Origin of the sequence: Variovorax sp. NFACC27 (assembly GCF_048301545.1) — a bacterium.
GTDB classification, from domain to species: Bacteria; Pseudomonadota; Gammaproteobacteria; order Burkholderiales; family Burkholderiaceae_C; genus Variovorax; species Variovorax gossypii.
In genome coordinates, this window is sequence record NZ_CP157613.1 from 3,324,099 (window position 1) to 3,338,070 (window position 13,972).

The following is a 13,972-nucleotide window of genomic DNA, read 5'->3' on the forward strand; positions in this document are numbered from 1 at the left end:
GCTGGGCGAGAAGGTCGAGCTGCTTGCCGCCGCGCGTTGTCATTGCCCACTCGATGCGCGACTCGATGCGCAGATCATTAAAGACCACGCGCCGATCTTGGCTGGGGTGGCTATCGGCTTGCTCGCCGACGTGCTCGGCATGGCGTCGAGCGCAGTCGTTGATCGCTTTGAGCAACTGGAGGGCGCGCTGCGCAAGGCATGTCCGGAACTGCCGGACGAGGCGAAGGCCACGCTGCAGCAGGTGATCGCCAACGCGCGCAACGAATGGATTCGGTCCACCGAGAAGCTCGTTGCGTTGGAGCTGGACAAGATGAGCCGCGAGGCCGACGAAGACGAGGGCGCAGACGACAGCGGCGCCGCGCTCGAAGATCATGCGGAGGCGACGACCTGATGGCCGCACACGTTTCGCGTGAAACATTCACGGCAGTGCTTCACGCTGTGACTCTGGGCCTCGGCAGCCTGCGCGCCGAGGTCTTCCAGACGCTGAGTGAATGGGCCGCCGATCACTTCAAGCTCGCCGGCGAAAGCTCGCACCAGAAGGGCGGCTGGATCGCGTGGTCGTTTCAAGTCGGCATCCTCGACTTCATGAGTGATGACCGCATCGAAGAGCTCGACGTGATGAAGTCGAAGCGCGTCGGCTACACGAAGATGATTACCGCCTTCGTCGCCTACAACATCGCGCACCGCCGCCGCAAACAGGCGCTCTGGCAACCGACAGACGACGACCGCGATAGCTACGTCAAGAGCGAGATCGATCCCATCCTTGATGCGCGCGACGGTGTGCCTTCCGTGCAGGCCGCTCGCCGCAAGGGCGGCGGCAACGACGACACCATCAAGATGAAGAAGTTTCGCGACAGCGTTCTTCATCTGCTGGGCGGCAAGGCGAAGCGTGCCTATCGCCGCATCACCGTGGCCATCTCGATCCTCGACGAGTGGTCGGCCTTCGACCAGACCATTGAGAAGTCCGGCGACCCGGGCGGCTTGGCGAAAGGCCGTCTTGAGGGCGCCCCCTATCCGAAGTTCGTTGGCGGCTCCACGCCTGGCGTGAAGGGCCTGTGCCACGTCGAGCGCGCCGCATTGAACGCCGCCGGCTTCGTTCGCTTCTACATCGACTGCAAGCACTGCGGCGTCGAGCACCCGCTTTCTTGGGGCGGCAAGGAGAAGCTCCACGGCTTCAAATGGGAGCGCGGCAATCCGGCCAGCGTGCGGCATGTCTGCCCGCACTGCAGCAAGCCGATTCGGCAGAGCGACTTCCTGCAAGGCGGCCTGCCCATGCCTGGCCGCTGGGTGTGCGAGAAGACCGGCAAGACCTTCGGGCCTGATCGCATCTGGCGCGATGCCGCCGGCATGCCGACACGCCCGCCGCAAAGCCTCGGCCTGCATGTGTGGGCGGCATACAGCCCGCAGCGCACCTGGGAAAGCATCGTCAAGGAATTCGAGGAAGCATGCGACGCGCTCGCGCGCGGCGATGCCGGGCCTATGCAACTCTTCGTCAATGAGACGCTAGGCGAGACATGGGAGATCGTTGGCGAGCGCACCGATGAGCATGCCCTGCAGCTACGTGCAGAGCCCTATGCGCTCAGGACGGTGCCCGCCGGCGGCCTCGTGCTCACGGCGGGCGTGGACGTGCAGCGTGACCGTTGGGAGATCGACGTATGGGCATGGGGCCGCGGACTCGAGTCATGGCACGTCGAGCACCATGTCATCCATGGCAACCCCGCGTCCGAAGATGACTGGGCGCCGGTGACGGCTTACCTCTCGGGGCGCTACGTGCAAGCCTGGCACGGCGGCTCGCTGGGCCTGAGTGCAATCTCTATCGATTCGAGCGACCAGACGCAGGCGGTCTACAACTGGGTACGCAAGACGCAGCACCTGTTGCCGAAGCTGCGCGCTGTGAAGGGGCGAGGGGAAGACAATGTGCCCGTGCTCGGGCCGAGCAGTCCGCAGGAGGTGCGGTTCAACGGGAAGAAGATCCCGAACGGCATCAAGCTTTGGAATGTCGGTGTAGATACGGCGAAGGACCTGTTGCTCGGGCAGCTCGCCATTGAACAGCCTGGTCCGGGCTTCATCCATTTCAGCTCCGAACTGCCGCGCGAATGGTTCGAGCAGCTCACGGCCGAGCAGCGCATTCTTGTGAAGGTCAACGGCAAGGAGGTTTTTCGCTGGGTGAAGCGCAGGCCGCGCAACGAGGTGCTCGACAACAGGAACTATGCATTGCACGCGGCCTTCGGCCTGGGCCTGCACAACTACGCAGATAAGCGGTGGTCGGATCTGGAGTCCGCCGTCCAGCCATCCCAAGACTTGTTTTCGACGTCCGCTGGCCTCATCCGGGCGCCGGAGAGGCTCGCGCCGCGCGAGCCTGCCCTTGAAGGATCTCTCAACCCTACGGTGGAACCTGCTTCATCGCTCGCAGCCGTGGACATCTTTTCTCCTATTGCCCTGAGTTAACAATGAAGACGTCCTATTTTGGCGATGAGCCGCTCGCAGTCATCGAAGAGGAAGCGGTTGCAGTGGCGCGATGCTTCGGCATCGCAGTGCCTGAGGCCGCCGCGGCCTCATTGGTCGAGCGCATTCTTCATCGGTTGGGCGGCATGCACATATACGTCCCGCGAAAGACTGCTCGGGAGAGAGAGAAGATGCACAAAGAGATCGTTCGCAGGTTTAACGGTCGCAACTTGGCGGACTTAGCCAAAGAGTACGGCATGACGGCGAGGCATGCCCGACGGATTATCTCGGAGGCAGTGGCCCGGATTGAAGACGGAGCGTCCTAGCTCTCGCCAAACACATGCGATGCCGGCAGCAGCTAGGCATTGCATAGCAGAATCATCATATGTCGTCTGACGGGACCTATGCTAATGAGTAAAGAGGGAATTTATGAGCAATACTGCAGCGAAACGGGTCTCTGAACTGCCGGACTACGCCGCCTTGAAGAAGCTGGCGGCCGGCTTGTGGCATCAAGACGACTCCTCCCATGGTGCGGCCGTCATGGTCGGCGCTGGCTTTAGCCGTGCAGCGGCAGTGACCATAGATGCGCAAAGAAAATTGCCCTTATGGCTACATCTGTCGTCTGCTCTTGCCTCGGATCTGGGCGCGGATGCGAAGGCGGATCCATTGAGACTCGCGGAGGAGTATCACGCGTATTTTGGAAAGCCAGCGCTGCATGATTTGATCCGTCGAGAGATGAACGACGCGGCCTGGCGTCCGGGCCCGCTTCATAAAAGTCTACTGAGCCTGCCTTGGTCAGATGTCTTGACGACAAACTGGGATTCTCTCTTGGAGCGGGCAGCGGCGGAGGTCATGGATCCCGCGTATAAAGTAATTCTTAAAGAAGAAGATATTTCTAGCTCGTCCGCGCCGCGAATAATAAAGCTGCATGGCACTCTAGACGTCTCCGAAGATCTTGTATTTACACAAGAGGACTACAGAAAATACCCCGAAAATCATGCTGCATTTGTCAATTTGGCGCGTCAGATCTTTATAGAAAATGAGCTCTGCTTGCTTGGTTTCTCAGGGGATGATCCGAATTTTCTGCAGTGGGCTGGGTGGGTGCGCGATCGATTGTCCACACATGCACGTCGCATCTACCTCGTCGGTGCGCTCAATCTAACCGCTGCGAAACGGCGCTATTTGGAGTCAATCAATATCGCGCCAATAGATTTAGGAGCAATTGTTTCGGATCACGAGGATTTGGACTTGCGACACGCTGCGGCAACGCAGATCTTCTTGGAAGTGTTGACCGCACTTAAGCCTAAGACCCCGTGGAGTTGGGTTCCTAGTTCGATCCATCGAAAATCCGTTGCGGCAGAGGAGTTTGACAAGAGCTACAAGGATGAGCAATTTGCGGCGACTCTGCTTGAACGCCAACTTCCAGTGCTGATTAGCGATCGGGAGTCATATCCTGGATGGCTCGTATGTCCTTCGGGGATTCGCTTCGCCTTACAAACTCAAATCAGCGACCCGTATCCAAATACAAAGAATTTGGCTGCGCTTTCCCCGGGTTTGAGGGCTAAGTTGCTCTATGAAATTGCATGGCGCCAGTCGATAACCTTCGAGCAGCCTCAGTCATGGCTGGCGGAGCAATTTCTTTTGGTTTGCGATCCGAAAGATAATTGCGGACTGACAAAGAGGCAGCAATTGGAGATCGCTCTCTTGTTGCTCAAGAGGTCCATTTGGTTTCCGGATGATTCCAGTCGCCGCATGGCCGAACGTGCTTCGAAAATCTTGGAGGAAAACGTTCAGTTTTGGCCGGATGTGGTCAACGAAATTTCCTTGTTTCGTGCAAGAGAAGCGCGCGACAGGCATGATTTTCCGCTAATGGAGAAGATGGCGGAGACTATCTCCGAAGCAGATCCGGTTAGGAAGATTCAAAAAGCTGCGCTGCTGGCCGAATGTGGACGATTTGAGGAAGGTGAAAAACTCATTAGATCTGCTTTTCACGAACTTTCTGGTCAGTACAGAAGCAGTAAAAATTCTGTATACGTGCTGTCAAGATTGGCTTGGGCAACTTGGCTACTGCGCGGAATCAATAGATGGAGTTCCGAGAAGCAGCTCGAGAGATTTCCTGCGAATTATCAAGAGGCTCAGTGTAGTCCGTTTGATTGCATGGATTACGTGCAAATTCGGATCGCCAAGACTATTGAAAAACAAAATGAAGCGGAAATTGATCCGTCATTCGAGCCAGGACGGTATATCGATAATTCTGGAAGTATTCAATTTTCTAACGAATTGCATCCGCTGCTATTGCTTTATGGCGTTGCTGAATCGGTCGGTATTCCGGTGCGTGTGAGTGGAGTGAATTTTTTAGGAGACAAGGTCAAGCAAGTAACACGAGTGGACGGAATTGATGATGAGCATCGATTTTCACTTGCCATAAGGGCGGCCAATAGTGAGTCTGATGATGTCCTGAAATTCGCTTTTTCCCGTGTGCACATGGCTCGAATCTCGCAGGAAATTGCCGATAAGTTGTTTCAGCAATCTATTTCCGCAATCGAGTATTGGCGGGGGAAATTGATGGCAGCGCATGTTGGCGACAAGTCCTTTGCGCTCACTAAGTTGCGGATTTTCTTGGAAGTATTGGCCAGAGTGGTTGTGCGAGCCTCTTCCGAGCAAGCTAAACAGGCTTTCCGCTTAGCAAACGACATTGCGCGGAACTCATCGCTTCGGCATCTTTGGATTATCGATGCCCTAGGACATCTTGTCGAATATTCGCTAGAAAGCATTCCAGAAAGCGAGCATTCGGACGTTCTTTTTGAATATCTGGCGTTTCCATTGGTTTCTGAAATTAACGACTCCGGTAGGATGCGTTGGCCAAGCCCTCAAATAAAAAATCCGGGTACGAGAATTTCAAATGCAGCTCAAGATCGTCGCATCGATGAAATAATAGGTTCCATCACACCAATTTCTCCAGATGACGATCCTGCCCTTATTCGCTTGCTTCCGTTGGTGAGGTCGAACTTTCTAAGCCCGGCTGAATGTTCAAAACTCGCCGACGCGGTTTGGGGTGCTGGTCCGGTGTATGAGTCAATTCCAAATATTGGTTTGTCCCGCGCAATTCTTCTTGAGCTTCCTTCTCCGAACTCAGAGGCAACTATTTCGCTGCTACGGCGCTATTTATTCGAGCGTACGGATGGTTCCGTGTGCGATTACGAGCTTCTAATTTCAATTAAAGGTGCTGCTTACGTTACAAAAGATAAGCAATTTCCAACGTCGCATCAGGCTTTGAACTACTTTGACCGACTTGCTGCGTGGCGCCCAGCGGATACTTCCAATGATTATTTCTCGGAATCCGCTGGATTGAACAAAAAAATTGCTAAGGCGATTGGCGATGTGCTCTCTGGAGCGGTCGTGCCTTACTTGTCGCCGGCTGATTGGTCTAGCTCTAATTTAGATAAGCTGTGTGAGTTTTATTCAAAATCAAAGTCGCAATCGGTGCTTACTGCTTTTGTGTATTTTGCTCAGTCGCCAGATGAAAACACAAAGATTGTCAAAAGGGAGATTAGAAAGGGGCTTCAGGCTGATGATGCAAATTCAGTTGCGTCCGCATCCTATGCATTGCTCAAGTGGCGTGAGTTTCGCTCTGACAGAGAGGTTGGTGATTTGGTGTCTCAGCTGGTCACCATTATTGAGTCCGGGAAAAAATCGGGTCTACCCGCCTTGTTGTGGACCATGAAAAAGATGATTCAAAATGGCTGGCTCAATCAAAGTGAGTTGGACGTTCTAGGGGAATGCTGTCCGTCGATATTTGATTCTGCGGATTACATGTCCACAATTCCGAGTAGCCGAAGTGCGGTAAGCGTATCTCTATTGCGGGCAGAATCTGCAAAACTTGCCGGTGAACTGGTGCGTGTAGGGTCAGGAAATCAAAGCGAGTTGGAGCGGGTATTAGCTACAGCTCGATTGGATCCGCTGCCCGAAGTCAGATTTGCTCACCTTGAGCACTGACCAACTGGTAGGCTTCCGGTCACTACAAAATGATCTGTCGGGACGCGATTTTGTGAAAATGTCCAGCGGAAATGTCCGCGATGAACTGTTGTCATCGCATGCATGGGCATTTACCGCCACCTCTCAGTTTCTGAACTTCAAGCCTCCCGCACGCGCCTCATGGCGTCGCTGCAGGACCGGCTAACCACCCCCACCTCTGCCGCCCACAACGGGCGGTCTGTTCAGTACCAGCAGAACGTCGCCGAGATCCGCAAGGAAATCGCCGCCGTGAGCGAAGAGCTTGACCGCCGTTCGGGCGGCAGTTCGCGCGGCCCCATCTACATGGTCTGAGATGGCGCGCCGCACCCGTCACCGCCATCCGTCCGCGAGCGCCACTGTGTCTGTCCGCTCTGGCGCGGCCATGGCCGCCCACGATGCCGCCTCGGGCACTGACCTGGCGATGCGCGACTGGAACCCGGTCGCCGGCAGTGCCGATGCCGACCTGCTACCAGACCTCGACACGCTGACCGCGCGCTCGCGCGACCTGGGCCGGAACAACGGTCTCATGGCCGGCGGCATGCAGACCCTGCGCGACAACATCGTGGGTTCGGTGCTGCGTCTGAGTGCCACGCCGGATTACCGCCTGCTCGGCTGGACGCGCGAGCGGGCTCGCGAGTGGGGCAACGTCACCGAAGCCAAATTCCGCTCTTGGGCCGAAACACCCGAGTGCGATGCCGCACGCACGCAGAACCTGCTCGGCATGACCCTGCAGGCGCTTGGCGGCGCGATGCTCAACGGCGATGCGCTGGCACTGCCGCTGTGGCTGCCCCGTCCTGGTGCTCGCTGGAACACGCGGCTCATGATGGTGGAGTCCGACCGGCTCGCAACACCGGTCGGCATGGAGCATCGCGAGGACATCCGCAAGGGCATCGAGTTCGACAAATGGGGTGCGCCGGTCGCGTATCACATCCTCAAGCGCCATCCGGGTGACGCCTTCGCGTTCGGCTTCTACGGCATGACACGAGAGGCGCAGTTCATGGAGTGGGACCGCGTGGCCGCGTTCACTTCGTGGGGCCGTCGTCGGGTCATCCATTTGCACGACAAGGAACGCACCGGCCAATCGCGCGGCAAGCCGGTCGTGTCGGCCGTCATGCGCGAATTCCACATGGCCGGCAAGTACGCGGCCAACGAGCTGCAGGCGAGTCTCGCAAATTCACTGGTCGCGGCGTTCCTCGAATCGGATCTCGATCCGGCATCCGCTGCCGAGCTGTTCGGCGAGAACCCGCGCGATGCGTGGAATGCCTCGGTCGCGCAGACCCGCAACATCCGTCAACTCAAGGGCGCTGCGGTCATTCCGCTGCCCGCCGGTGCGCGTCTTTCCAGCTTTACGCCGGGCCGGCCGGCAGAATAAAGGCGGTACCGCTGCGGCCCGTCAGAGCCGTGTATAGCCAAGCGGCCAGACGTTGATTGCGGCCTTGCATCGCTAGCGCGCTGGCGATGCAAGGCAATCACCGGAGATCAAGTAGTCTCCACAACCTTGGACTCGCTAACTCAACATTGGTGCGCCTGAAGGGGGCAGGTCAGCTCTCGCACATCGCGCCGGCGCGTGCGCCTCCCTGCCGAGGACGTGATCCACGGCTTCAAGGCCGAGTGCGCCGAGCAGGTGCGCGGCATCCCATGGATGGGGCGGGCACGCTGAGCCTGCAGCACCTGGGCGGCTTCATGCTGGCCGCCGAACACGGCGCGAATCACTTCGGTTTCTTCACGCAGAATGTGTCAACGAAGCGAAGCGGCTGAAGCTCGCCGAGTGCAAGGCGGCCACAGCCCGAGCCTACAAGGTGCTGAGCAATGAGCCCGACGTAGGCCTTATTGGTGGCGCTCGGTTGGGCGTGGGCGGGCGCGCGATAGAAGGCGGCCACGTCGGTGCCGCAGCGTGACGATGCGCGAGCGGCGGTAATGGCCTGCGGCGATGCGACGGAAGGCTTCGTGACTTTACCAATAACCGCGCGGCCGAGGCGAAGAAGGCGCAGGCTGCTGCGCGCTCGACTATCAGGCACGGACGCAGGGCATTCTCGCGACGCCGGCGGTCGTGTCTTGCGATGTTTGCGCAAGCGCGCAGTTGCGCATTGACGAGTGATTGAGGGAGGTGCAGCCATGAAGCGATCTGCGCTCCATGGGGCTGTTTGGTGCCTGTTGCTTTGGCGCTTGTCGGCTGCAGGTTAGCTTCAGTGCGAATCGTGAAGGTTCCTATGCAAGTCGAATGCCGTGCAGGGACTCCGGCGAGTCGGGCGATGTCTACGGAGAGCCTTGCGCCAGGCGTTAACTCCGACCACTTCGCAGCGTTTGTGGTCGCTGAGATTGAACTGCGCGAAGGCTACGAGGGTGAGTTGTGGGCCGCGATCGCCGAGTGAGCCAAGCCGCTTTCGACAGTGCGGCAATAAGGTGACCAAGATTGTTCACGAATAAGGCCCCCTAGAGTCGGCATGCGCAGACCGATCGACAGGTTGGTAGTGAATTGCCCTTGGCAGCTCGCTGCAGATGGCAAGCTCCAAGCGATCCAAAGATATTGCTCTCAGCCAGACCTCAGTTTCTTGCGTGGTGTGTCGAGCGCCCGAAAGAACTCAGATGGCTGGAGCTCCAAGGTCGCAATGATCTTGAGAATGTTGACCAGCGCAAGATTGTGTTCGCCTCGCTCTATGCCGCCGATGTAACTGCGGTCAATACCACACGCGTCCCCGAATGCCTCTTGAGAATAGCCCAAGGCCTTCCGGCGCTCACGCACCGCATCGCCAAAAAGCACAAGCTCCGATACTTTCTTCCTGCCTGCTGAGACCCCAATCGCCATATGGAGATGGTCAGTTTTAAAGGAATACAGCACCACGGGATAAAATATCACGGGATATGGTTACCGTTTTGAGAGGTATGCCAAATGTCCACGAGACTGCTTCCATCGCCGCTGCCAACAACTCGTCCGCTGCGTCTACCGGCTTCGGTGACGCGTGTCCGGCCGCGGCAAACAGCGCCTGTCGTGCGCAGCCTGTCAGCAGCGCGCATCGGCGCGCAGGTGAGGGCGCTGCGCATGGCGACGGGTGTGTCCGGCGGTGCGTTGGCCTTGGCGTCGGGGATCTCTTCCTCGATGCTCTCGCGCATCGAGCGCGGGCTAGTCTCGCCGTCGGTGGAGACGTTGGAGCGACTCGCGCAAGGCCTGCACGTGCCGGTCTCGCGCTTCTTCAGCGATCAGGCGCGGCGCACGGATTTCTGCCATGTGCGGGCAGGACACGGTGTACTGGTCGACCGCATCGGCGCGGTGGCGGACTACCGCTACGAGCTGCTGGGCCACCTGCTGTCGGGCAACCTCTTCGTCGAGCCGTATCTGGTCACGCTGCTTCCGGGGGCCGACCCCTATGTGACCTTTCAGCACCCGGGCCTGAAGTTCCTGTACTTCCTCTCAGGTGAGGTGTGCTACCGCTATGGCGCCAAGGTGGTCGAGGTGAGGGCGGGGGACTCACTGCTGTTCGATGCGACGGCGCTGCACGGCATCGAGGCGATCGAGGTTCAGCCGGTGTCCTACCTGTCGGTGGTGTTCACGTTGCGCGAGTAGGTTGCTTGCGCCACAACGCCATGCTGCGAAGCGAGGCGGATGCGCTGTTGATCGAATTGCTCGCGCATTCATTGGGTCATGCTGGATTGCCCGCCTTCTCCCTCCCTAGGTGTTCGGCATGCCGAACACCGGTGGCCTCACAAACGCCTGTCAGTGATTGCGGCCTCCTCTTTTGAGAGCGGTGAAGAGCTCGTGGATGTGTCCCGTGAAGCGCTTCCGTGCGAGCGAAAGGCGGCTGAGCATCGAGCGGTCTCGAGGTGATGTTTGTAGCGCGACGCTGAAATTGCTAGGGCAGAGGCCTTGTGCGGTGATGAGGGCAGGATAGACTGCCGTCAGACATTGTTAACAGCCATGGCGTTGCGATGACCAAACCCTCTCGATCAAGCGTGATGGGGACCCGGGTGCCGGTAGACGTCCGGACACGGTTTGCGGCGCTGGCTGCACGTCATCAGCTCAGCGAGTCCGGTCTGCTCGCCCGTGTCGTCGACGAGGTGCTGCGGGCCAATGCATCAGCGGCATCCGGATCGGTCCCCTCGCGAGGCGCTCGAACATCGGGGACCGGCTGCCTTGCGGGAGAGCGCGTCACGCTACGGCTTCGCGAAGGGGATCGAGCCCGGGTGTCGGAGAGGGCCGAGGCTCGGGGAATGAAAACCGGCAGCTACCTGGCCATGCTGATCCACAACCATGTCCATGGATCGACCGTACTGCCCCCGAGAGAACTGGATCAGCTCAGGGTGAGCTGCGCGCAACTGGCCGCGCTCGGACGGCAGCTCCGAATGTTCGGCATGCCGAACACCGTGACGGAGCCATGGGCCTCGGACCTGCGCAATGCGATCGCCCTGGCCCGGCGAGAGATCGAGGCGGTGCGCGAGGCCACGGCCTCCATCGTGCAACGCAACCTCATCAGCTGGGAGACCGGCAGCCGCGAGGCGGACCATGCCTGAGCGGACGGTACGGCTGGCACGTACTGATCGCGGACCGGCGAACGGCGTGCGCGACATGGCGCTGGACATCGTGAGCTACGGCCGGCGCGGGCCCGGCGGCACCCTGCGCTTCGGGTCCGGCGAGATCACGCAGGTCCAGCGCACGGTGGGGCGCACGCCCGAGGTGATGGTGAAGGTCTCCGGCGGCGGGCGCGACGTGGGCGGCGTGGAGGCGCATCTGGGCTACATCAGCCGGCACGGCAAGCTGCCCATCGAGATCGACGAGGGACCGGCGATGCAGGGGCGCGGCGCCCCCAGGGAGGTCGTGACCGACTGGCAGCTCGAACTTTGCAGAAGCCAGTACAAGCCCAGGCCGGCCGAGGGGCAGAAGGACACCCGGGCGAAGCTCGTGCACGACATCGTGCTGTCGATGCCGGCCGGCACGCCGCCGCAGAAGGTGCTGACGGCGGCGCGCGTGTTCGCGCGCGAGAACTTCGCACTGCAGCATCGCTATGCGATGGTGCTGCACACCGACCAGCCGCATCCGCACGTGCATCTGGCGGTCAAGTGCGAGCACGAGTTCGAGCCTGGCCAGCGCCTGTACATCCGCAAGGAGACGCTGAGGCAACGGCGCGAGCAGTTCGCCGCGCTGATGCGGGAGCAGGGCGTGGCCGCCAATGCGACGCCGCGGCAGGTGCGGGGGCAGGTCCGCAAGCCGTACAAGGACGCGATCCATCATCGGCTTCGCGCGCTGCGCGCGTTCGGGCAACTGCCGATGGGCGAGCGGGCAGGGCGTCGAGCGCCGAAGACCTCGACCTTCATGCGTGCCAAGCTGGACAGCGTGCTCCACGCGCTTCAGGCGAGGCAGGGTACGCGGGATGCCGGCAAGGAGGCGATGCAGCGCACGCGGCAGGAGGTCGCGGTGGACTGGCGGGCGACCGCTGACGCGCTTCGAAGGCACGGTCAGGGCGAACTGGCCGCTCGGGTGGAGCGCTTCGTCGCGCGCATGCCTTCCGTACAGACTGATGCGCAACGCATGGCCGGGCGCTGGAGGGAGGTAGGGAGGAGTCGGGCGCAGGAGCTGGTAGATGTCAAGTCGCCCGGGCCGCATATTCGGTGAACGGCCGCATATCAATATCGCGTTGAAATCGCGATAGATCTCGCTTGCCGTGCTCTCTATGGAATTTCCTTCGGTTTCTCGCATGCCACCCTGATCCGGGCGACAAAAAGAAACTACGGATCAATTCAACGGCTGGGTGGCGTCAGAGCATCCCTTGGCTCGTTGTTTGATGTAGGGCACAACTCATGGGCAGTCATACAGACACAACAACGCTTTCTGGGATAGGTGCACTTCACGCGGATAGGCGAACGCATTGTTGACATACGCCGTCCCGTCGAGCTGCACGCATCGGTTGACATGGCTATGCCCATAGACATGGATCGCAGAGCCCAGTTCGCGTACCTGTTGTTCCAGACGGTGTGTGCCTAGGACAGGAAAGATACCGCGGTGTTGGAGGGGGATGAAATTGGGCATCACGTCGATGCGGGGCACGAAGTGGGAAAACGAGATGATGATCTCGTCGGGCGTGCGCCGCTGGTACCGATTCATCTGCAGAAAATGCGAGGTCACATCGTAAGACGTCCAAGCGCCTGGCCAGCGGCAAGCGTGAAAGTCCATCCATGTCTGGAGGAGCGCCAAATCCGGCTCACCGAAGGAGTAGTCGTACCAGCCAAGCAACGGAACGATGGTCAATTGGCCGTGGCGGAAGGGGGCCATGGATGCGCCGCTGCGTCGCGCGATTTCGCAAACCATCTCGAACTTGTCGAATGAGTCGCTGCAGGCGCCATCGCGGACGACCCAAAGCTCATGATTGCCAGGAACGAACAGCAGGTGCTTGAAGCGGTCTGCAAATTGGCGCAGGCAACGCTCCAGCAGCACCACAGAGTCAGAGACGTCCCCTGCTAGAAGCAGTACATCGTCGCGGTAGTCGCTTCGGGAGAGTGACTCGACCCAGCGCGCATTGGCTTCATAGTCGACGTGAATGTCCGATAGCGCGAAAACTCTCATGCCGCCGGATTACAACGGAAATCAGCCATGCCTGCTGCCAAGGAGCAAGGCGATTGCTGCAGCTGAATTTTTCAGCTCCCGAGCGCAGGATGTCACGATCATGTCATATGCGGGCCGGCTGTTTTGGGTGACAGTTATTCCAAGAACGCGGCCTTGTGGTAGTGGCGGGCGTTGACTATATAGCGCGCCGGCAGGGTGAACTGAGTTTCCCTTGGGCGACATTGCGGTCCTCTGGGTGCTGCATTTGTAGTGAAAGAGCCTAGTAGGGCAATGGCCTGTGCTTCAAGTGCTGTGTATTCAGGAACCGGCCTAAAGAGTACTTCGCCCCGTCCGCGTCATCGTGATTCTCCCCCCCTCCTGAAACATGAAGGCCAGCGCGTTCTAATTCTTTCCTAATTCTATTTGCTGGTAATGCCAATTGATTATCTACAGGCTGACGGACGACTTGGATGCCGGGTGATTGCCAGGGTCGAGAGCAACTTATTTGAATTGCGAGGCAGGTGTGAAAACATAAGTTCTCTCGACTCATTAAGCTCGATATTGAATATGTGACATTTCTATTCGTGCCATGCTAGCATCGCAGTTCGTTATTCCGGTGCCCTCTTAAAACAACTAACAGACGGATGCAGAGTACGAATGTGGATAACACAGCAAGCCAGGGAAGGCCAAGCCAAATGAATGCCGATGCGGCGTTGGCATTGGGTGTGCAACTTACTGAATGCGGCCAGCCAAGCACGCATTCGATGCTTTGGCCATGGAGCTCGAGCCGGTTGCGCCCAATGTCTATTCGGGCGATGCGGTTCTTGATACTGCGGCGCTTCTGATGCGCGCGGCAGTGCGAATGGTCGACTCCTTGTCGGCCGCGCAGCTTGGCAGGCTATCGCAAGGGCCAGCCCTGCGGCATATCGAGCAATTGCTCGAAGGTCGCCGAATCGTGGCGATTAATTCCCTTCACGTAGA

At 59.0% G+C, this 13,972-nt stretch carries 12 protein-coding genes; 10 read left to right on the forward strand and 2 right to left on the reverse strand.

From position 1 onward, the window contains the following. The first annotated feature begins 118 nt into the window (after positions 1–118). The 7 genes from ABL840_RS15645 (at position 119) to ABL840_RS15675 (ending at position 8,119) form a co-directional block, all read left to right on the forward strand. Positions 119–391, forward strand: coding sequence for a hypothetical protein (locus ABL840_RS15645; protein ID WP_176947551.1), 273 nt, complete (start codon positions 119–121; stop codon positions 389–391). Then, positions 391–2,448, forward strand: a complete 2,058-nt coding sequence (locus tag ABL840_RS15650; RefSeq protein WP_093304779.1) for a phage terminase large subunit family protein — start codon at positions 391–393, stop codon at positions 2,446–2,448. Before ABL840_RS15645 ends, ABL840_RS15650 begins: the two co-directional genes overlap by 1 nt. 2 nt (positions 2,449–2,450) lie before the next feature. Next, complete coding sequence (locus tag ABL840_RS15655; RefSeq protein WP_093304777.1) at positions 2,451–2,771, forward strand: Mor transcription activator family protein; 321 nt, start codon at positions 2,451–2,453, stop codon at positions 2,769–2,771. Positions 2,772–2,874: 103 nt separating this feature from the next. Beyond that, the gene (locus ABL840_RS15660) at positions 2,875–6,441 is read left to right on the forward strand and encodes an SIR2 family NAD-dependent protein deacylase (RefSeq protein WP_093304775.1); all 3,567 of its coding nucleotides are present in this window, start codon (positions 2,875–2,877) and stop codon (positions 6,439–6,441) included. Between the two features lie 159 nt (positions 6,442–6,600). After that, on the forward strand, positions 6,601–6,771 hold the full coding sequence (locus ABL840_RS15665; RefSeq protein WP_177227984.1) for a hypothetical protein: 171 nt from the start codon (positions 6,601–6,603) through the stop codon (positions 6,769–6,771). A 1-nt stretch (position 6,772) separates the two neighbouring features. After that, positions 6,773–7,831: a phage portal protein gene (locus ABL840_RS15670; RefSeq protein WP_093304772.1), complete on the forward strand. Its 1,059-nt coding sequence runs from the start codon at positions 6,773–6,775 to the stop codon at positions 7,829–7,831. Positions 7,832–8,026: 195 nt separating this feature from the next. Next, positions 8,027–8,119, forward strand: coding sequence for a phage portal protein (locus ABL840_RS15675; protein ID WP_143042967.1), 93 nt, complete (start codon positions 8,027–8,029; stop codon positions 8,117–8,119). A gap of 873 nt (positions 8,120–8,992) precedes the next feature. Here ABL840_RS15675 and ABL840_RS15680 read toward each other — a convergent pair. Then, the gene (locus ABL840_RS15680) at positions 8,993–9,301 is read right to left on the reverse strand and encodes a helix-turn-helix domain-containing protein (protein ID WP_418116287.1); all 309 of its coding nucleotides are present in this window, start codon (positions 9,299–9,301) and stop codon (positions 8,993–8,995) included. Positions 9,302–9,448: 147 nt separating this feature from the next. Between ABL840_RS15680 and ABL840_RS15685 the strand changes: the two genes are divergently transcribed. The 3 genes from ABL840_RS15685 to ABL840_RS15695 all read left to right on the forward strand — a co-directional run bounded on the left by ABL840_RS15685 (position 9,449) and on the right by ABL840_RS15695 (position 12,064). Further along, the gene (locus ABL840_RS15685) at positions 9,449–10,021 is read left to right on the forward strand and encodes an XRE family transcriptional regulator (RefSeq protein WP_093304769.1); all 573 of its coding nucleotides are present in this window, start codon (positions 9,449–9,451) and stop codon (positions 10,019–10,021) included. A 644-nt stretch (positions 10,022–10,665) separates the two neighbouring features. Next, a complete protein-coding gene (locus ABL840_RS15690) occupies positions 10,666–10,965 on the forward strand; it encodes a hypothetical protein (RefSeq protein ID WP_176947550.1) in 300 nt (99 codons plus the stop codon). Continuing rightward, positions 10,958–12,064, forward strand: coding sequence for a relaxase/mobilization nuclease domain-containing protein (locus ABL840_RS15695; RefSeq protein ID WP_418116288.1), 1,107 nt, complete (start codon positions 10,958–10,960; stop codon positions 12,062–12,064). Before ABL840_RS15690 ends, ABL840_RS15695 begins: the two co-directional genes overlap by 8 nt. A gap of 183 nt (positions 12,065–12,247) precedes the next feature. On the opposite strand, the gene ABL840_RS15700 is transcribed toward ABL840_RS15695, so the two are convergent. Next, positions 12,248–13,012, reverse strand: coding sequence for a metallophosphoesterase family protein (locus ABL840_RS15700; RefSeq protein WP_093209980.1), 765 nt, complete (start codon positions 13,010–13,012; stop codon positions 12,248–12,250). Positions 13,013–13,972 lie beyond the last annotated feature (960 nt).

Bases quoted from the DNA above. Each gene is read 5' to 3' on its own strand.
- ABL840_RS15700 (WP_093209980.1), bottom strand. From the start codon at position 13,012: ATGAGAGTTTTCGCGCTATCGGACATTCACGTCGACTATGAAGCCAAT.
- ABL840_RS15655 (WP_093304777.1), top strand. From the start codon at position 2,451: ATGAAGACGTCCTATTTTGGCGATGAGCCGCTCGCAGTCATCGAAGAG.
- ABL840_RS15690 (WP_176947550.1), top strand. From the start codon at position 10,666: ATGAAAACCGGCAGCTACCTGGCCATGCTGATCCACAACCATGTCCAT.
- ABL840_RS15650 (WP_093304779.1), top strand. From the start codon at position 391: ATGGCCGCACACGTTTCGCGTGAAACATTCACGGCAGTGCTTCACGCT.
- ABL840_RS15665 (WP_177227984.1), top strand. From the start codon at position 6,601: ATGGCGTCGCTGCAGGACCGGCTAACCACCCCCACCTCTGCCGCCCAC.
- ABL840_RS15660 (WP_093304775.1), top strand. From the start codon at position 2,875: ATGAGCAATACTGCAGCGAAACGGGTCTCTGAACTGCCGGACTACGCC.
- ABL840_RS15695 (WP_418116288.1), top strand. From the start codon at position 10,958: ATGCCTGAGCGGACGGTACGGCTGGCACGTACTGATCGCGGACCGGCG.
- ABL840_RS15670 (WP_093304772.1), top strand. From the start codon at position 6,773: ATGGCGCGCCGCACCCGTCACCGCCATCCGTCCGCGAGCGCCACTGTG.